We start from the raw sequence: 20,756 nt of genomic DNA, 5'->3' as shown, positions 1-20,756 counted from the left end.
TGTGGTCTTGCTTATGAGGCTAAGTCATATCACTGCGCTGTGCAGTGGCGACGTATTCCTCATGTGTGCTTGTCGCCTCACGCAAAGCCGGTAGCCCGAACAGTACGGTAGCGACCATAAACAGTCCGGCGCCAATGCCCACACCAAACCCGGCAGCGCTACCGTAGGCATCAATAACCAGCCCTGCGAGCACACTGCCCAACGCCACGCCGATGCTGATGCCGGTCGACATCCACGTCAGACCTTCGGTCATGCGTGCAGCGGGCACAATGATCGAGCCAAGGTTCATGGCGATGACCATGGTTGGCGCAAAAGAGATACCCGCCACCAGAAGCATGGCCGCCAAGGCGTAAACGTTAGGTGAAAAAACGGGTAAAACCGCTGTTAGTGCGGTGATGAGCAAGGCGATAAAAAATTGTTTTTCAATTGGCATTCCTATTCGGAATGCGCCAAAACTTAGGCCGGCAATCATGGAGCCCAATGCATAGGCCGCCAGAATGAAGCTGGCGGAGGTTGGCCAGTCGTGCTCATTAGCAAACGCGACGACGGCCACATCAACCGCGCCACCAATGATGCCCATGGCCAGAAGTGCAAGCACGATGATGCGCAGGCCCGGGTTATGCAGGGTTGAGCGTGCCTTGCCCTTGCTGGCAAGGATTACCTGCGGCTCAGTGCGGCGCTGCAATAGAAACGCTGTCACGCCGATGGCCAGCAGCAATACGGCAGCAAGGGGCCCGGCCTCAGCAAATAAACTGGTGCTCAGGCCAATCGCCAACGGCGGGCCGATAATAAAGGACAGCTCTGTCAGCACCGTGTCCAGCGAAAAAGCCGTATGCAGTTGCGGTGAGCCGCGAAACAAGTGAGTCCAACGTGCTCTGATCATCGCCGGCATGCTGGGCATACTGCCTGCCAGTACCGCCAGAATAAAAAGAACAACCGTAGGGGCGCCCGTGTAAACAGCCGCAATCAGCGCCAGCAACATGATGATGCTGAAAGAGGTGACCCAAGGTAGAACGCGACTCTGCCCCCGGCGATCGACAAGCCTCGAGAGATGCGGGCCAATCAGTGCATTCGCCAATGTAAAGGTCGCCGCGATAGCGCCTGCCAGCCAATACTCTCCGTTGTGCTGCACCAGCATGGTAATGAGTCCGATACCGACCATTGCGAGTGGCAGTCGGGCAATGGCGCTTGCAATCACTAACCCCGGGACGCCGGGCGTAGAAAGCAGTTCGCGGTAAGGGTTTGCCATGATTTCATCCGTAAGAAATTAGCGAGGGAGTGCATGTACATTCATATGCGTCATTCACCTCTTGTCGGCAAATCACACGAAGCATGCATCAAAGCAGTGGCGTTCACTGCACAGTACTCCTAGCCTAGCTGAACCTTTTCCCAAAAAGATTTCTCGATATGACGTCTTCAAAAGACGAAAAACTCATTCTCGTAGATGAGCACGACCAGCCCATAGGCACAGGCTTGAAATTGAGCGTGCATAAGGACGGCCTGCTTCATCGAGCTTTTTCTATCTTTATTTTCAATGGCAAGGGTCAACTGATGCTGCAACGACGCGCATTGGGTAAATACCACTCGGGAGGATTATGGACCAATACCTGCTGTGGCCACCCGCGCCCCGAAGAAACGGTTCTTGGTGCCGCGCATCGTCGGTTGCAGGAGGAAATGGGATTCGATTGTGCCCTGTACGAAGTGGGCACCTTGACTTACCGTGCCGAAGTTTCGCAGGGTTTAATTGAGCATGAAATTGATCACGTGCTTGTTGGGCGATTTGATGAAGATGTTCACCCTAACCCCGATGAGGCACTCGATTGGCAGTGGGTTGACCTCGACACGTTGCACATTGCGCTGAAAGCCCAGCCCGACACCTTTACGGTGTGGTTCAAAACGATTATTGAACAGCCCGGTGGCAAGCTGCACAACCTCAGGGACTTAGCCCTGAAGTTGCACACTGAATAGGACATCAGGCACTGATCGCGTCAGTCTCCACATCCCGTGCGAAGTGGCCAACAATAGACTCAAGCAAAGCCCTGTCCGCGACAGGGTCAAGGCCCGGGTACGGCTGGCCGTTGTAAAGGCCGGTATAGGTCAGCACGTCCTCAATGCTTGAACCCTCCTCATACACGCTTCGCATTAGTTGGCACTCGGCGTCCTTGGCGTCAGTTGCACTCAGCGCATAATGCAGGGCCAGCGCACTGCCGAATTCCAAGGCGTTGCAAGCAATCCCATGTTTTTTGGCCAGATCAATGCTGCGAAAAATTCGCTCATTACGTTGTAACTTGCGCAACGGGTCACGCCCGACACGAGCACAGGGATCCTTGAAAGAATTTTTGCAACGTTCAAGAAAGGTCGAGGAGAAATCACTGATGGCATCTGCAAGATGCGGGTACTCCGCAACCAGCGCAGGCCCGACTTCGTGATGAATCAGTCGCTCAGCCAGCGCGCTGACCCGCGGATCACCCATGCCCTGCCCCACCCACGAATAGCCCAGCAAGCTGGAATACCAGGCAATGATGGCGTGCGGGCCGTTCCAAAGCAGGTTCTTCATCACTTGGGTCTGGGTGATGTCATCAACGGTTTTCACCTGACGCAGTCGCTCCAGCAGATTGCTGCACCGCTCTGCGTAGAGCGGCATATCAGGCTCACTGTTAAACAGAATCAAGTGCAGTTGACCGAGTGCATTGGTTGACTGGGCAAAGGGTCTAAAGCGTGCAATAAGCCGTTCGTACTCGGGCACAGGCGACTTCTGTGAGCGTTTAGGCGCGGGTGTGCCGTCATTCAGGCTGTTTTGAAAGATTGTCGACTTGATCCGTAACTGCCGCACCAGCGCTTCATTGCTGATTTTGGAGACGATACGGCTCACGACGGTTTCGGCAAAATGGGTGTTATCCAGGATTTTGGCGCACAGCTCGGGCGATACCTGCTGCGCCAGATGCGCTTGGACTTGGCGGCGGACAAACTCCGCGCCACCCACCTTGTTCAACACGATCAGGATCGTCAACTCTCGCCCGCGTCGTTCGAAACGTCGAACCAGACCTTTGGCAATCACCCCAGCCTGCTTACGAATCGCGGGTTCGGGCAAACTAAGCCCGACGATCTCCGCGACGTCGTACATACGGATGACAGCTTCGTCGTCGTCCATGTCGATCATGTTGAGCGAATCGATGGTTTGGTCAAAGGATGTCGCGCCGTAGCGCACACTGAAGCTGCCAAAGGCCTGAATGGTTTCTCTGAGCATCCGTGAGCGCGTCGCGGCAATGATTTCACAGGGACGTGTGTAACCATCCCAGTGCGAGAAGATCTGTGTCAGGTAACCGCCGCCCATGGCACCAAAGCCATGGATCCCGACACTGAACTGATTGAACGCCTGCGGAAAACTATCAGTCAATTGCGGTGTGCCCAGATCAGGCATGCAATCGTTCAGGTCTGCGAGAAAGCCATGCATGCTCTGATACACCTTCAAGGCAGCCGCCTTGACCTCCGGGGCTGGCGGCTTGATGTCTTCAATCAGAATGGGTTGACCGTCAGCGCGGGTGGCAGACAGCAGGCCATTTTCAGAGTCTTCCAGCATCAAGCAATGTTCAGGCAGGCAATTCAGCGCACTGGCCGCGGCCAGAAAAATCTCGGGATGGGGCTTGCCTTGAGTCACTTCGTCGCCACAGACAGTGACATCGAAATACTTCAGCACATTGGCATTGATCAGGTATTCCTCGGCAATCGCTCGACGGCTGGACGTTGCAACGGCCATGGTCAAACCGTATTTGCGCAATCGCTCCAGCACCTCCAGCAAACCGTCCTTGATTGGCACACCATTATCGCGGACATAAGCCAGCTCAAGCTCATCGGCGCGTTTTCGAACTTCTGCGTAGGGGAAGTCGTCGCCATGGTTGGCCTTGGCCAGTGCTTCGGCTTTCTTGGCACTCAGGCCCAAGGAGCCTATGAGGGTGTCCTCGCTCAGCGGAGTGCCGAAAACCTCGAGGGCCGCCTGTTTCAGGGTTTTGAAACGCAGGCGTTCCGTGTCAAACATCGTGCCGTCCATATCAAAGATGGCACTGAAAATGCGTTTGCCCTGGAAATGAATCATGGGGTGTTACTCCTTATCGCGGGTGATGGGTTCAGATGAAAGCAATGCTCAGAACGCATCAGGCGGAGGGACGTAACAATGGCGCCAGTCGGCGCAGCTGCCTGGCAAACGGGGTCGCAGGCGGGAGATAGCGAAATGTATCAAGAGGCGAGAAACAAACCCTGTCGCTGCGCGCGCACAGCTTTTTACGTGAGGCCCACACTTGGCAATCAGGGATGCGCAAGGTGAGCCGGACGAGCGATTGATACGTGTGATTCCATCCATAGGGCGTTGAAATATCCTGTTTCGATAGAGAGTCCTTTTTAGCTATAACCTATTCAATGGCTCTAAAGCAAGGCAGCACGGCCGGCCCTACGCAGTGATAGGCGAAGCTGACGTCCGATTACGTAGCGAGCGTAACTGCCTGCGCACTCAATTGAGCAGGACTCACTGGCTCCCTGCGACAGCTGTGCCCTCTCGGTTCAATTGCTCAATCAGGACTTTATTAAAAGCGGCTGGATCTTCCATTTGCGGGGCATGGCCCATGCCTGGAAATTCAATCAAGCGGGCGTCCGGTATCAAGGCCGCGGCCTGTTTGCCGAGCACTTTGTAATGGCCTATTTTGGCCTTCACTTCAGGCGCCGCTATATCGCTGCCAATCGCAGTCGTATCGGCGTCCCCTATCAGCAGCACAGTAGGCACCTTGAGTTGAGGCAGTTCGTAGATGACCGGCTGGGTAAAAATCATGTCGTAGATCAACGCCGAATTCCATGCCACACGCTTATGCCCCGGGCCTTTGTTCAGCCCCGCGAGCATGTCTACCCACTGATCGTATTCGGGCTTCCAGTGACCTGCGTAATAGGTATTTTGTTCATACTTGCGTATGCCGGCAGCGTCCAGTTTCAGCTCGCGCTCATACCATTGATCGACGCTGCGCCAAGGTACACCGAGGGCTTTCCAGTCCTCCAGTCCGATCGGATTGACCAGCACCAGCTTCTGCGTAGCCGAGGGGTAAAGCAGCGCATAGCGGGTCGCCAGCATCCCGCCGGTGGAATGACCAATCACACTGGCTTTGTCTATGCCAAGCTGGCTGAGCAATGCATGGGTATTGGCTGACAGTTGCTGGAAACTGTACTGATAGTGTTCAGGCTTGCTGGACGTGCAGAAGCCTATTTGATCAGGCGCCACGACTCGATAACCCGCCGCACTCAGTGCCTTGATGCTGTCACCCCAGGTCGCTGCACAGAAGTTTTTGCCGTGCAGCAACACGGCGGTATGACCATTGGCCGCCCCTGTTGGCGCAACGTCCATGTAGCCCATCTGCAAGGATTGCCCCTGCGACTTAAAGGTGAAGTGATGCAACGGATACGGGTACTCAAACCCTTGAAGTTCTTCGCCATAGCCAGGAGTGGATGACTCGGGTGCCGCAACCGCAAGCAGGGGCAAGGCGCAGGAAAGAGCCAAGCATGAACGCTTGATAAAAGGTACAAACTTCATGGGCGACACCTCAAAAAGACTTGAGACTCACACGTCACTATTAACCCAAGGTTAAAACCCGCCTGTATGATGTCGCGCTCAAGAATCAGGCCACTACTCAAGCCTGCCGCGGGTCAGTCATAGCTCAGGAGCGTTTCATGAACAGGCTTTACCGGACTTTCAACGTGGGAGAGTCCGCCCCGCGGTTCGCGCTCAACTCACTGACCCTGGGTGTATTGCTCTCCGGCGCCACGTCCGTCGCCTATGCAACGCAAACTGAACTGCCAGCCACCAGCGTGACCGCCTCCGAGGCATTGAGCTATCAAGCCGATCAGGCCACAGTCGCAGGTTTCGAGTCGACCCCCTTGTTGGACACACCGGCTGCAATTACGGTGTTTACCGACGCCTTGATCGCAGACCAGCAAGCTCGCCTGCTCAGCGATGTATTGAAGAATGACGCGTCAGTGGGTGAGAGTTATGCGCCCGTGGGTTATTACGAAAACTTCGTGGTGCGTGGCTTTTCGTTGAATTCGGCCAGCAGCTACAAAATCAACGGCCGCACCATCACCGGCGAGCAAAATGTCGGCCTGGAAAACAAACAGCAGGTTGAATTGCTCAAAGGCCTCGCGGGTTTGCAAAGCGGGGTGTCCGAGCCTGGGGGTGTGGTCAATTACGTGACCAAACGAGCCGCGGATGTACGCTCGGTCACCGTTTCGACCGATGACCGAGGCAGCGGATACTTGGCCACGGACGTAGGCGGCTGGTTTGGCAGCGAGCAACAATTCGGCCTGAGGGTCAATCTGGCTCATGAAGACATCCATTCTTACGTCGAGCACGCCAATGGCCAACGCGACTTCGCTTCCATTGCCTTCGACTGGAACATAAGCCCCAACGCCCTGCTGCAACTGGATGTGGAGTACCAGAACAAGGAGCAACGCTCAGTACCGGGCTATCAGCTGCTGGGCGGCACCGATCTTCCCCATCATGCTTCGCCGAAAAAACTGCTTGCCCACCAAAGCGGCAGCAAACCTGTGACCATCGATTCGCTGAACCTCAACGGGAATTTTGAGTACCGCTTCAGTGATCATTTAAAAGCGAGCCTTAGCGCCTCGCGCAGCACAGTCATCATCGATGACTACAGCTCTTTTGCCTGGGGCTGCTACGGCTCAGACAGTTGTGCCGACAGTGCCGTGCCGAACTACTTCAGCCCCGAAGGCAACTACGACATCTACGATTTCCGCAGCCCCGACGACACGCGCCGCAACGATGAAATACAGGCGGCGCTCAGCGGTCAATTCGATACCGGCACCCTTAGCCACGAACTGACCGTGGGCACCAGCGCGTTTCGCCGCGTGGTGGACCAACGCGAACTGATCAACGAGATGATCGGCAGCGGTAATGTCGACACCGATCCTCAGGACTTCCCCCGCTACACCGGCCCGGTCAACGACAGTTATCGTCGTTTGGACAGCCGCCAATACGGCGTGTTCTTCAATGACCGCATCAGTTTCAATGAGCAGTGGCAAACGGTGCTGGGTGGCCGAGAAGTCCGTCTTGATGAACGGACGTTCGATGATCAGGGTGACACCACGCGCCACACCCGGCGCTATGAATTCTTGCCCCAAGCCGCACTGATCTACAAACCAATGCAAAACCTGTCGCTGTACACCCGTTACAACAAGGGCTTGTCGCTGGGGGGCGAGGCTCCCTGGTTCGCCAGCAATGCCTTTGAAATATTGGCGCCAACCGTGTCGCGGCAAATCGAGGCCGGTATCAAATACGACTGGCAGCGCATGAGTTTGAGCGCCACGCTGTTCCAGATTCGTCAGGCCTACCAGTATGCACGGCCCAACGACGATGCCAGCTTTACCTTTGTGCAACAGGGCGAACAGAAAAACACTGGGCTTGAATTGGCCGCCAATGGTCATGCAACTGATCGCTTGCAAGTGTTTGCCAGCGTGGCAGCCATACGTTCCAGAGTCACCGGCAGCGGTACGCCGGAATATGAAGGGCACCAGACAATCAATGTACCCACTCTGCGCGCCAGCCTCTATGGCGACTATGCACTGCCTTGGTTCGATGGCTTGGCCTTGTTGGGCGGTGTGCAATATAGCGGTAAAAAATACGCCAATCAGCAAGGTGCAGTCGAGGTGGGTTCCTACGCCATTTTCAATATTGGCAGCCGCTACAGCACCCGTATTGATGGCTATGACACCGTGTTCCGTTTGACGGTCGACAACCTTTTTGACAAGCGTTACTGGCGCGATGTCGGCGAGTACATGGGCGACAACTATCTGTTTCAGGGCGCTCCGCTAACCGCAAGGCTGAGTGCCTCGATCAATTTCTGATGGGGCGGGTTCATTACGCCATAGGCATAAAGGTGCAAGGCAGTTCTATTGCCTTCACCGCGATCGAATAAAAAGTCCGTTCCTGGGACAGGAATACACACTCAATAACGATACATCCTAAGACTTTGAGCGGCTGTAGCTGACGGTTAGCGCTTCAAGGGCAATGGTAGTTTTCCAGACGTGCAGTGGATCAGCCACTTCACGTCAAGGAACCGTTCACTATGCCCAAGGATTACTCTCCATTACTGGATTTACTCATTGTTTCGCGCCCTGGACGTGAACATGACCGGGACAGGTTTAAAGCTGCACTACTGGCACTCGACCTATACTCGGTATTCGACATCATTCGTTTATCCAGAAACGACTTTATTGATCGACTTGCCGAATACTGCGATGACGATGGAGGGGAAGCCTATGACAATGCCGTCGGCTATTCCTCGCAAATAGAACTACTGGCGCGAGACCCCTCTTCACGCGATGACGACACGACACGTAACAGACGCGGCGCGATAACAGACCCGCACAGTTCTCCCACCTACGCGACCCTGTTTCCTGGCAACGGGGACGCGTTCTGCTCCGCGTCCTCTCTGGCCGCAGTCGATTCACCCGCCGCTTATCTGCGGGCACTTTATATGTTTGCGCTGCAGCTTGAACAAACAGGCAAAGGCACTCAAGAAAAAATAACCCTCAACCGTAGACGGCCAACCCTCAAAGATTTGCTGATCGACGATGAAAATACCCATCGCGAACTGCCAATGTTGACCTTGGTTAACGAAACCCTAAGCGGACCTTTAAAAAAGTATCTGAACGATAACCGTGATCTATACGGCAACCGTACAGTTGAGCAGGTGTTAACTGAACTTCGCTACCCGATCGAACTTCCCTTCGATCTTGCTCATCAGCAATGTGTCTTGAGCCTGTCGGATCAAAAACCGCGTCTCGGGGCCTTGAATTACCTGATCAGCCTTAAGCTTCCGTACAACCAGCAACCCGAAAACAAATATGGCGTCGTGCAACAGGAAGCCTATGAGGCACAACGGCTGCTTACGCGCTTGAGCCCTGCTCAGCAAAATTTATTGACTGAACACATTCACGGGCAATACCCGGCAATCGATACGCAGCCTGCGTCCTTTTTCAAAAAGCACTATGGCCATAGCCAGCCCATCACTGATCAACAACAGTTCATGCAGAACACCGGCTTGGATACCGACCAACTCCTAGAACTATTGGCGTTGGGACGTTACAGCCCGCGGCGCTCTGCTCATGCATTGCCGGCGCCGGAGCAGATGACCACCGAACAGAACATAGGTGCCCGCTATATCAATGGCCCCTTGATGGCCGGAGAAAAAAGCTTGGGGCTAAGCACCGTTACGGCTGAAAAGGTGCTTCTGGTGCATACCAATACCCAACGGTATGACCGCTTGCAACGGATGATCCGCTTGAAACGCTGGCTCGATATCCCCTTCTATGAACTGGACGAGTTTGTGCACAGCGCTCAAGCCTGTGAGGGCATTCCAACAGACTCTTTGATCATTAATGACAACACCCTGCGAGCATTAGGTGTTTTTCGCCATTTAAATCAACGCTATGGCCTCAAACTTCAAACTTATTCAGCCTGGCTGTACCAGTTGCCAGTGCATGGAACTGGAGAACATGCAGCGTTATTCGATCAAGTCTTCAACCCGCCGCACTGGTTGCAATCCCCCTTGACGCTGGATAACCAACCCTTAGACCTCAATACAAGGGAGGCCACTCTGTTTCGAGTCTGTGCGGCATTGGGTCTTGACGATACGCCACTGTCTTTAGGGCTGCTCAAAACCCGTACGCAACTCTATTTGAGCGCACCCGCGCGCAACATCTCAACGCTTTCGAGCTTTTACCGTCAAGCCACACTGCCTGCCCTGTTCGGGCTGTCGATTGTGGAGTGTGACCAACTGGTTCAAATGTTGGGGGGGGCGGAGTATCGCCGGCAATTGGTTATTCCGGCCTTACGTACATCAGGCAGCAACGCCCCACCGGACTTTCTCGATGTATTGATGCAATTGGACTGGGCCGTCACCTGGTTTAAAGACAGCAAGACGCGCATGACCCATTTGCGCCAGCAATTATTGCTGGACAGTGGTTTGGTACCTGCGCCCGTACAGGCGCAACTTACCCAAGTCCACGATCTACTGCACGGCATCCAAGGCTACTTTCTTCCTCAGACCACGCTCGATGAATTGGATCTTCCTCAGGCCGACTCGAATGCCAAACACCTGGAAATACCTTGGAACCTCCTGCTGGGAAAGGCGCTACTCAGAGCGCATATGTTGCCCTCCAGGCAACCAAAGCTTGAAGTCATGGAGAAAGCTGTAGATCACGGGGTTGATCGCTACACAACTTTGAGCATGGATCCCGTACGTAACCAGGAACTTAAAAGTGTAGCCAAACTAAAACTCAAGACAGTGGTCGTCGAGGCCTTCACGCTACTTCAGCCTTTAAGGGAAGATGTGGAGCGTTTGCTCAAGGACTCGTCCCAAGCCAGCGAACCCTCCGCCTTGTATAAGCAAACGTTCAGACAAGCAACGCGCACGCTGGCCAATGCCCTTGGCAGCCAGCACCCCAAGGAAACCCTCAAACACCTTCTACTGTACTTACCCAATGCCGAGGCCGATCTGCAACTTCCCTTGAGCCGAACGGTATTGCAATCATTTCTAGTCAACCCCCACTGGCTGGACGCGGAGCAGGCAAGCAATTCAATGCTCAAACTTACGCTCAGCACCCTATACCTGTTCCAACGCTTCGATCACTTCAGCCTGCAATACGGGGCTGATCACGACACGATGCTCGATTATTTGAACCAGGCCAACCCACAGGTACTCCCCGCAGACTTGGCCAGCCTGAATGCGCAAGCTCACCGTCAGCTATCCGAAATCATGGGCTGGAGTCCAACCGAGGTTGGGTTGCTGACCCATCGTTTGCCAGAAAAACGAGTGCGTTCGATGACCGAACTGGACTGGCTTATGCGCTGCCATGACGGCACTAAAGCAACAGGTTTCTCGGCAAACATAATGCTGTTAGCCACCGGCTTGACGTCCACTTTCAGCTCTGATGACTGGAAAAAGGTGGGTATCGCCGCCCTCGGTACCGGCCAAAGGAATGACCATGTCTGAATACATCCATCAGCAGCTCAATGAACAACTGCGTGATGCATTGCTCGCGTTTTATCTCACCTATGTACTGGCTGAAGACAGCTCGCTGCCAAGCAAGCACAAAATCCGTTCGCTTGATGATATCTATGCCTACTGGCTTCTGGATGTGCAAGTAAGTCAAGCTGTTCCAACCACTCGCGTCGCTAGTGCCATTGCCAGCTTGCAACAGTATATAAACGCTATCTCATCGGGGCTTGAGCCAGGTTATGAAACCTTGGGCATGTCATCTGCTCAACACAGCACTTGGCGCAACAGTCTGCATGCCTATTCGGTATGGCGAACTGCTCAACAGGTTCGGCATTTCCCCGCGCATTACCTGGACCCCATGTTACGCAGTCAAAAAACCGAAAGTTTCCAGAAACTTGAAAATGACCTAAATCAATGTCGTCTGCACACAGACAGTGTGCGCCCTGCTGTTCAACGGTATTTAACCGAGTTTGAAGAAATTGCCACCCTTACGACGTTAAGTGGTTACATTGACGGCGCCCCCAATAACTTTGCCAACAGCACGTATTACTTTGTTGCCAAATCCAGTATTGACAGTACGTATTTCTGGCGCTCGCTGGATATGTCTAAGCGATCTGAATCTTTTGTAACCGAAAGCGCTCAGTTCTACAAACAAGACACTCCGCAGCCCGGCGCTTGGTCTGAGTGGAAGAAAATCCCTCTGCCTGCCTCGGACTTCATTCCTGGCCATAGCATCCGCCTTGTGCGTTTCAATAATCGGCTGTTAGTCATCTGGGCTGAATGTGTGTCTCCCTCCTCCACTCATAACAGCAGCGAATACAGTTGGGCTGAACCTGAAGAGTCTGAAAAGAGCTATAAATTAAGGTTGAAGGACTATCTCAGAAGTCGCTTTATTCAGTTCCGACTGTACTTTTCTTATATGAAATACGATGGTAGCTGGAGTGGGCCGCAAGCATGCAGTGATGAATACTGCGTGATGAAGGAACTCAACAAACTCGATAGGGATGCTGTCAAAGCAGCCACAGAAACTATTGCAGTGTTGGACTCGACCACACAACCTCCTTCACTGTTTGTCGGACTCAATGCCTACGCACATGCATCATCGGACAAAGGAAAGCTCTATACCGGCAGTGATTTTTTCCAGGCCGTGAGAATTCATCATGACTTCAGCGTAAAGCGTCTGATTTCAAGGGGAACGTTGGTAGACCTAGCGTTCAATGCGGAAAATGAAAAATTGGCAAGGCGCTATCTAGCATTATTCGTGTACAACAATAAGAACACTTTCAATTTTCATGCTCCCGCCAGCGAAACCATTTCCGTCAATGCGGCCGTTGATAGCACCCCACCCTCAGAGTTATCCAATTGGAACTTCGAAAACAAACAGGCAATTATCCGTAATCTGCGACCTGATAGAGATATTATTTACAACGCCACTTCCTGCGTATTGGAAGTAACTTCAACGCTGGACAAACCTCTCCATGAGCATCAAAGCATTTCGTTAAAAGCACGTCATCATGATTCCGAACTGACTTTGGACTTGTGCTTACAGCGCCCCACAAACGGCGGCAATGGGAAATCTGAGCTGGTGAGTGGCTCCTTGTTGAGCTTAAAGTCGAGCAACGCCCTGCCCTGCAACTGGATATCACTTGCCATTACCTGTCTCAAGACCGGCCTGACTTACTCTAGTTTGATTTATGATAACGATTCAGCTACGGCTACAAGTGTTCAGCCCATCGATGTAAAGCGCGTACGCCAAGGCTGGGAAGCCCAGTTAAAAGGCAAATACATCGAGTATGATGCTTTTAGTTTTATATTCGAAAACAGCACTACCGATTACCGCATAACCGTCCACTTTCATGTGCTAAAGAGCGACCCCTCCGATGAACGATCCAATTGGGTATTCGAGAATGCAAGTGCCACGTTATACGCTCGGCACTACAAGCCCGTCGTCATCATCCCGCGCAATGATATTCAACCTCGTCCTTCGAATATCCACCGTGGCAACAGCTACATCGTAGGTGAGCCCAAAACCTCGCGCCGTGAACTTAATGGCACCTCGTTAAGCCTGCCCCCCGACATCCCTTTCACCGCACACATCCAACTTGACCCGAAAACCTTGCGCCCTGTAGAGGAGCAAACCCAAGAGGCAACTGACCGGCCCCGGCCCATTACGATCATTCACGGCGTGCTGATTTTCGATACGGACACCCGCCACAACGACCGCGTTATTCGAGGGTATGCACTGAAATCTTCGGATGTGACACTGCCAACCAAAAACGCAACTATTTTTACACCCATTTCGCCCAGAATCACCCGCAGTCTTGGAAACCCCAACGGAAATGTAGAATTCATTGACTTCAGCGGTTCTTCCATAAATTACAGCGACAACCCTGCGAAACAAACACCCCGAGCGCCCATTCGCATAAATACCGGCGTAAGCCGGCAATTGATAGATGCCGCTAATATCAGTCTCGACGATCTTTTTTCAATGAGCGCCAGTCAATGGAGAGAGCCTGCGCTAGATGCAGCCGCTGCTTCATCCTCGCTGGATTTTCATGGTGCTTATGGCATTTATTTCTGGGAGTTGTTTCTGTACCTCCCTTGGCTGGTCGCCAGTCGTTTGAATATGGAACGCCGTTATGCCGAAGCTCAATGCTGGCTGAACTATATTTTTGATCCGCAGAGTAATAGCAGTGAACTGCACCAGCTTTCGGGCCACTGGAAGCTGCCGGCGTTGATTGGGGTTAACCGCGACCTGAGTTATGCGCAGATCCAGCAGGACGACCCGAACCTGATCGCGCTCAGCGCCCCGGTCTACTTCCGTCAAGCGTTGTACATGCTCTATCTGGACATTCAGTTCAACCGTGGCGATGCGGCCTACCGTCAAGCCAATGCCGACAGTCTGGTAGAGGCCAAACTCTGGTATGTGCGCATAAAAAATCTGCTAGGCCCTCGGCCGAGCATGACCCGCTCCGACCCCTGGCAACCTATTACCCTAAACGATTTGGGCGCTTCTACATCCAGTGAGCTGCGTAGGCTGGAAAAACACCTGGTACGAAGCAATGCACACTTGGGCAAATTGCATCGTTCACCCGTCACTGATACTCAAACTGCTTTAGCACGTGACTCTGACACTCTGTACCTCCCGCTAAATCCTGATTTAGTGGCACGCTGGGACAAACTGCAAAGCCGTCTGCATAACTTGCGCCATCACCTCAGTATCAATGGCAAGCCCCTACAGCTTGCCGTGTTCTCCCCGCCCATTTCGACACACGCCCTATTGAGCGGTTATGCGCGAAGTCCCCGTATTGGCCACAACCCCATGCAAGGCAGGCAGCAAGCGGACATCGGGCATTATCGTTTTCAGGTGGTCTACGCCCACGCCATGACAATGGTCGAAAACGTGATTCAGCTCGGCAATGCCTTACTCATGTTGTTCGAGCGCAAAGAGCAGGCTCAGTACTTGCAACAGCAGCAACTTCACGCATGGGACCTGGCCAATATTGCGGTCGAACAACAGAAGCAAAGCATGCTCGTCGACGAATCAAACCATCGCGCACTGCTGGCGGGTCGCATGGTGATTGAGGGGCGGTTGAACTACTACGAAAAACAACTCAAGGAAGGCATCTCTTCGCCCGAGGCACTTGCCAGCCAGCAGTACCTGGAAGCAGCGAAATGGGATATTGCCGCAGCAAGTGCTCAGGCCAGCGCCGGACTGGCCATGCTGTTACCCAATATTTTCGGGACCTCCAACGGCGGCATGCGCTTTGAAGGGGCGTTTCATGCCATTCAGGCGGGTGCCCAAGGAGCGGCGAATGAAAAACGCTCCAGCGCCCAACATCTGGATCGAACCGAACTCTTTAATCGTCGCGCTCAAGAATGGGCCCAAGCACTGGATCAGTGCCGACTCGAAATCACCCAGCTCGACACCCAGCTGCAAGCTCACGCGCAGCAAACCGCCACGCTAAGCCTACAACTGCGGCACAGCGAAACCGCGATGGAACACGCCCGACTGACCTACGAAATGCTCAGTAAACGATTTTCCAGCCCGCAGCTTTACCAGTGGCTCAACAGTCAATTGGCTGCTTTCTACTATCAGGCCTACGACGCGGCCCATTCCTTGTGCCAGACCGCTCAGGCCAGTTGGCAATTTGAGCGCGCCGATTGGAACAGCACCTTCATCACAAGCAGCAGCTGGAATAATCAACTCAAAGGGATGACCGCGGGTGAATCGCTAAAACTGGATTTACAACGTATGGATGCAGCCTACCTCCGGCGTAATCAGCGTGAACTGGAAATTACCAAAACCGTTTCCTTGCGCCTGTTACAGGTCAAGGACACGAGCACCACCCTGAACAAGGATTGGACCGAACTCAAGCAGCAGATGGTCAGCGATGGAACCGTCGACTTTGCGTTGACCAAGGCGTTATTCGATGCAGATTATCCCGGCCATTACCTGCGCAGGATCAAAAGTGTCAGCGTATCCCTGCCGGCCACACTCGGGCCTTATGAAGACATTCGAGCGACACTGACGCAACTTCAAAATCAGACCCAACTGTCTGAAGACCCAGGCGATACCACTAACAATCTGCGGGTCAGAGAGCAGGTTGCACTCTCTACAGGTGTCAACGACAGCGGCCTGTTCACCCTCAATTTCGACACTGATGAACGCTACCTGCCTTTCGAATTCACCGGGGCGGTGTCCAATTGGCGCCTGACCTTTCCCAATCCTGCGGCACAACACGCCATGCTCGAGTCCCTCAGCGACATCATTATTCAGGTGCGCTATACCGCAAGAAGCGCTGGAGGTCTGGGATGAGCACCCAAACTGCCACCAATGGGGATGTCCTCACACCCACTCTGCCCAAGGGCGGTGGTGCCATACACAGCATTGGTACGGGATGGGGCGCCGTCGGTATGACTGGCGGCGCCTCATTTCAAATTCCATTACCTTTCTCGCCTGGGCGCGGTTTCACTGCGCCAATGAGCCTGAGCTACCACAGTGAGCTGGGCAACAGCCCGTTCGGCATGGGTTGGAATGCTTCAGCAGCTGCTATCAGTCGCAGTACCCTAAAGGGCGTTCCTGCCTATAACCCTGAGGATGTGTTTATTGGCCCTTCAGGCTCAGAACTTATCCCCGAACGAGCACAAAACAATACCCTGTTAACCCGTGTGGCCAGTCATTACAACGGCCTGCAACTGGATTCATCCTATACGGTGGTGCGTTATCTGCCGCGAAACGAAAACACGTTCGACCGTATAGAGCATTGGTCATCACAGGCCGATACAGCGGGCTTCTGGCTCGTCCAGGGAGCAGACGGGAATATTCATCTGTATGGCAAAACGCACGCAGCACGCATCGCCGACTCGCAAATGCCCACCCACGTTGCCCAGTGGCTGCTGGAGGAAAGCCTGAACCCGCACGGCGAGCAGATTTACTATCAATACAAGGCTGATACGCAAGGCATTGCCCAGCGCGATTTCAGCGCCCAACGCTACTTGGCGCGCATCTGTTACGGCAATATCACCGCCAAGGCTCAGTTGATGTTGTGGACGACGCAAACACCAGCACCGCGACAATGGCATTTTGAGCTGCTTTTTGATTACGGCGAACGCACCCGTTCGATGACTCAAGCACCCTCCTACCTTGAGCAAACCCCTTGGCTTGAACGCACTGATCCCTATTTCAGCTATGCCTATGGGTTCGAATTGGGCAGCCGTCGTCTGTGCCAGCAAGTCTTGATGTTTCACTATTTTCCAGAGGAGGCCGAGCTGGGCAGCGAGCCCGTGCTGACACGTCGGTTGCTGTTCGAGTACACATCCACCCACACCCAGGTCAATCAGTTGTGCTGCGTGCATCACCAAGCGTGCGAGGCGAGCGGAGCAATCAGCCACTGGCCCCCTCTGGAATTGACCTACAGCGATTTTTCATTGACGGCCGATCCGGCTAATTGGCGATCTTTTGACGCCTTGCAGGGCCCCATCAACAGCCAAGGCTATCAACTGGTCGACTTGTACCGCGACGGCCTGCCCGGGGTGCTCTATCGCAGTGATAAAAGCTGGTACTACCGCGAGCCGCTCAGGGCCGATCCGGCGCAAGACGCCAATCATGTGGTTTACGGAGCATTACAAACGCTGGAGCGCATCCCCGTTGCGGATCAGACACGACCGGTTCAACAATCTTTGGCCGATCTCGATGGTGACGGCCAATTGGACTGGATCATCGCTCAACCGGGCATGAGTGGTTTTTTTACCCTGAACAGTAACCGCCAATGGTCCAACTTCGCGCCCTTTACGGCCCTGCCACAGGAGTTTTTTCACCCCCAGGGTCAACTGGCCGACTTGATGGGCAACGGCGTGTATGACTTGGCCCTGATCGGCAGCAACAGCGTGCGCCTCTACATCAATCAGGGCCAACTGGGGTTCTCCACAGGCACCGATGTTGCTCATCAACCCGACGATGACCACTTACCGCTCCCGGGCAATGGCACCACTGAACTGTTGGCGTTCAGCGACGTGCTCGGCAGCGGCCAGCAGCACTTGATCCGCATCCGTCACAATGAAATCAAATGTTGGCCAAATCTGGGGCGTGGCCGATTGGGTAAAGGCTTTATTTTCGCCACACTGCCCTTTACCTATGCCGAGTTCGAAGCATCGCGGGTATTGCTGGGCGATCTGGATGGCTCGGGGGCCAGCGACCTGCTCTATGTGCAACCTGATCAGGTGCTGATCTTCATGAATCACTCCGGTAATGGGCTGCAAAGCACACCCGCATCTCTACCCTGGCCCGAGGGGGTCAAACATGATCGTTTCTCTCATGCCAGCGTCTCTGACCTGCAAGGCCTGGGCTGCTCGAGCTTGATACTGACGGTCAACCATCCAACACCCCGTCACTGGCGTTACGACTTTGTCAGTCGAAAACCCTACTTGTTGATCAGCACCGATAACAATATGGGCGCTGTAGGTCATCTTGATTACAGCAGCAGCGCCCAGCAGTGGCTGGATGAAAAGCAACAGCGTCTTCGCGATGGGAAACCGCCAATAAGCGGTCTACCCTTTGCGCTGCACCTGGTCACGCGCCAGCAACAGCACGATGAGATCAGCGGCAATCAATTGACCCAATGTTTTACTTACAGGGAAGGCTATTACGACGGCCTTGAACGCAAGTTTCAGGGGTATGGCCTATTGCTCACCACCGACACCGAGCAATCGATCCAGACGGCAAGCCATGATGGGCACACGGCTGCACTGCTGCGAAAAACCTGGTCTCACACCGGTCAATCACTCGACATGCCCCGCGAAGATTATTGGTCCGGTGATGAACGTGCCCATCCATTGGGCAACACGCTGCTCACACGCTTGGAGCGAGACAATCTACACGACACCCTTTTGCCAACTCCGTCCCCTGGTGACTTGCGGGAAGCGTCTCTTGCCCTGAGCGGTTTAACATTACGAGAAGAAGTGTTCGCCGCCGCTGATTCCGGACCTGCAGCCGTGCCTTACACCGTCAGCGAGCACCGCTATCACTTGCGCCAATTACACCCGTCCGCTTCCCAGCTGGTTTTACCTTTGGAATCGAAGAGCTACCGCTATGAACGCGAGCGAACTGATCCTGCCTGCCAACACACAATCAACCTACGCCGGGATCGCTTTGGCGCTCTGCTACATGGGCTAACCATTGACTACGCCCGCCGCACAAGCCCCGGTGACCTGCCCCCTTTTAACGAGCCGCACCAACAAACCTGGTGGCGCGACACCCACGATCCGGCTCAACAGGCGTACTACATCAGCGAAGTGCTGGCGCAACCCATCCATCTGGACGGCAACCAGCGCTGGCGGCTGCACCTGCCTTATCGCCAGCGCAGCAACGCGCTGGTACTTGAGAAAGACAGCCTTGATTCTGCGCATATCAGCTACGAGCACTTGATCAGCAGTGGCCCAGCAAATCCATTGGGCCTGCACGTCCCTCGCTCGCTGGCCAGCATGACGGTGCAGCACTACACCCGCGCATTGAGCGACTCAGCCCTGCCACAAGGGCACGCCAGCTTTGAAGCATTACCGGCCTACCTTGAAAGTGCAGAACTGGACGCAACGGCCCTGTCGGCATACGACGATCTTCCTGCCTTGCCGGGTGCCCCGTCCTTTGACTTGGCCGATACCCTTCGCCAGGAACATTACCATCCCTTGTCAGTGTTTTTGTCCAACGACAACGCAGATGACACGCAGAACGGTGCGTCAACACCACTGTGGTCACTCAGGCTAGGATTTGCCCAATATTCCAGTGAGCAGAATTTCTACCGAGCCACCCGGTTACGTCCTTCAGAAAGCCACTCATTCACCGACCTTGCCTATGACCGCTACCACTGTCATATCGCCTCAGTGACTTCAATTGATGGTTGCCAGACCCAAGCCGTGCATGACTACAGATTATTACTGCCCATCAAGATTATCGATCCTCAGGGCAGCGTTCAGCAGGCGCGTTATGACGCATTCGGGCAACTGCAAGCGACCAGCATTTACGGTCATGAGCGTGGCGAACCCACGGGTTTTGCCCCCCTTGAGCAGTACATGCGTCCTGCTGATGACAGCCCGCAAACGGCTATCCAAGCACCTGAAGCAGCACTGTTAGACGCAGCCAGCGCCTGTTTTTATGCACCCTTCAACTGGATGGGGCAAATTCCCGTATCCCCTGAGCGTGCGCAATGGATAGCCAAGGGCTATTTGACCCCTGGCGGATATATCCGGGCCAGCGGTCGCGCACGTGTGTCCACACTGGACGTGAGTCAGCCCGAGAATCGCTTGTTTAGCGAGCAGATCCGCCTCGCACGTCGAGAGCCGGTTTATGGTGCTGTACTGCAGACAGATACGTACACCACCAGCGACCCGGATATGACCCGACACATCCATATCAACCTCACGTGTAGCGATGGTTTTGGCCGAGTGTTACAAACCAAGCAAAAAACTTCGGCGGGAATGGCCTACGTGGTCGACCCATCGGGACGACTGAGCCAGGACAGCCAAGCGAAGCCACTGCGTCAACACAGCGAAAAGCGATGGCGTGTCAGTGGCAGGGTTGAATACAACAACAAAGGCCTGCCGATACGTAGCTATCGACCTTACTTCGCGGATCAGTACGGTTATATCGAAGACGATTCATTACGAAAAATCAGCTCCAGCGATCAATCGTTCTATGACCCGCTGGGACGCCTGACGAGCACGATAAACGCCAAGGGTGCTTTAAGTCGTCAGACTTACCACACCTGGTACACCGTCAGTGAGGATGAAAACGATACCTTAGAGGATTAAGCAGAACGCGTTGTACGGGTTGCTGATAGAAGCTGAGCGGGCCTGGGTTTAAAGCAGGCTCGCACCGCTACGCAGCAACAGCCAAGGATCAGTCTCCCTGTGATCGCCAAGACCGGCCACTCGGTTGGTATGGGTGCTGAGTCGCTCAAACATTAATCTCTTCCTGACTAAGAAGCGCGGCTGGCTCATCGAGCTTCAGCGAACAACTGCCGAGGGCTCTGACAGGCAAAATCGGCGCCGCCGTTGCAACCATTAATTGATAGCATGCTAATCAAAACCGCAGATTAGACAGTTCACTTCGACTTTCTATCATTCCCGATGATAGTAACCTTTGCTGGGTTCGATTCGTTTGCCAGTACGCGCGCCAGCATTATCCGCCCATCTCAACAAATTGGC

At 54.1% G+C, this 20,756-nt stretch carries 8 protein-coding genes; 5 read left to right on the top strand and 3 right to left on the bottom strand.

Annotated elements, in window-relative coordinates:
- Positions 1 to 19 precede the first annotated feature (19 nt).
- Entirely contained in the window at positions 20 to 1,249 is a 1,230-nt protein-coding gene (locus tag ACI7MX_RS20320) for an MFS transporter (RefSeq protein ID WP_405591204.1), read from the bottom strand.
- Positions 1,250 to 1,407: 158 nt separating this feature from the next.
- Here ACI7MX_RS20320 and idi point away from each other — a divergent pair, with 158 nt between their 5' ends.
- On the top strand, positions 1,408 to 1,968 hold the full coding sequence (gene idi, locus ACI7MX_RS20315; protein ID WP_405591201.1) for an isopentenyl-diphosphate Delta-isomerase: 561 nt from the start codon (positions 1,408 to 1,410) through the stop codon (positions 1,966 to 1,968).
- Positions 1,969 to 1,972: 4 nt separating this feature from the next.
- On the opposite strand, the gene mtlD is transcribed toward idi, so the two are convergent.
- Positions 1,973 to 4,093: a bifunctional mannitol-1-phosphate dehydrogenase/phosphatase gene (gene mtlD, locus ACI7MX_RS20310; RefSeq protein WP_314483058.1), complete on the bottom strand. Its 2,121-nt coding sequence runs from the start codon at positions 4,091 to 4,093 to the stop codon at positions 1,973 to 1,975.
- A 426-nt stretch (positions 4,094 to 4,519) separates the two neighbouring features.
- The gene (locus ACI7MX_RS20305; protein ID WP_405591198.1) at positions 4,520 to 5,569 is read right to left on the bottom strand and encodes an alpha/beta fold hydrolase; all 1,050 of its coding nucleotides are present in this window, start codon (positions 5,567 to 5,569) and stop codon (positions 4,520 to 4,522) included.
- 137 nt (positions 5,570 to 5,706) lie between these two features.
- On the opposite strand from ACI7MX_RS20305, the gene ACI7MX_RS20300 reads away from it, so the two are divergent.
- The 4 genes from ACI7MX_RS20300 (at position 5,707) to ACI7MX_RS20285 (ending at position 20,360) form a co-directional block, all read left to right on the top strand.
- Complete coding sequence (locus ACI7MX_RS20300; RefSeq protein WP_405591195.1) at positions 5,707 to 7,896, top strand: TonB-dependent siderophore receptor; 2,190 nt, start codon at positions 5,707 to 5,709, stop codon at positions 7,894 to 7,896.
- Between the two features lie 221 nt (positions 7,897 to 8,117).
- Positions 8,118 to 11,048, top strand: coding sequence for a Tc toxin subunit A (locus tag ACI7MX_RS20295; protein WP_405591192.1), 2,931 nt, complete (start codon positions 8,118 to 8,120; stop codon positions 11,046 to 11,048).
- Positions 11,041 to 15,873: a neuraminidase-like domain-containing protein gene (locus tag ACI7MX_RS20290; protein ID WP_405591189.1), complete on the top strand. Its 4,833-nt coding sequence runs from the start codon at positions 11,041 to 11,043 to the stop codon at positions 15,871 to 15,873. Before ACI7MX_RS20295 ends, ACI7MX_RS20290 begins: the two co-directional genes overlap by 8 nt.
- Positions 15,870 to 20,360, top strand: coding sequence for a SpvB/TcaC N-terminal domain-containing protein (locus ACI7MX_RS20285; protein WP_405591186.1), 4,491 nt, complete (start codon positions 15,870 to 15,872; stop codon positions 20,358 to 20,360). Before ACI7MX_RS20290 ends, ACI7MX_RS20285 begins: the two co-directional genes overlap by 4 nt.
- The last annotated feature ends 396 nt before the right edge of the window (positions 20,361 to 20,756 follow it).

This window comes from Pseudomonas sp. 2024-210 (assembly GCF_045062345.1).
Lineage (GTDB): Bacteria > Pseudomonadota > Gammaproteobacteria > Pseudomonadales > Pseudomonadaceae > Aquipseudomonas.
The sequence above is the reverse complement of the archived record's forward strand: the minus strand, read 5'-3'. Positions and strand labels throughout refer to the sequence as shown.

Coding starts and splice junctions, on each gene's coding strand:
- ACI7MX_RS20320 (WP_405591204.1), bottom strand. CDS start 1,249: ATGGCAAACCCTTACCGCGAACTGCTTTCTACGCCCGGCGTCCCGGGG.
- idi (WP_405591201.1), top strand. CDS start 1,408: ATGACGTCTTCAAAAGACGAAAAACTCATTCTCGTAGATGAGCACGAC.
- mtlD (WP_314483058.1), bottom strand. CDS start 4,093: ATGATTCATTTCCAGGGCAAACGCATTTTCAGTGCCATCTTTGATATG.
- ACI7MX_RS20305 (WP_405591198.1), bottom strand. CDS start 5,569: ATGAAGTTTGTACCTTTTATCAAGCGTTCATGCTTGGCTCTTTCCTGC.
- ACI7MX_RS20300 (WP_405591195.1), top strand. CDS start 5,707: ATGAACAGGCTTTACCGGACTTTCAACGTGGGAGAGTCCGCCCCGCGG.
- ACI7MX_RS20295 (WP_405591192.1), top strand. CDS start 8,118: ATGCCCAAGGATTACTCTCCATTACTGGATTTACTCATTGTTTCGCGC.
- ACI7MX_RS20290 (WP_405591189.1), top strand. CDS start 11,041: ATGTCTGAATACATCCATCAGCAGCTCAATGAACAACTGCGTGATGCA.
- ACI7MX_RS20285 (WP_405591186.1), top strand. CDS start 15,870: ATGAGCACCCAAACTGCCACCAATGGGGATGTCCTCACACCCACTCTG.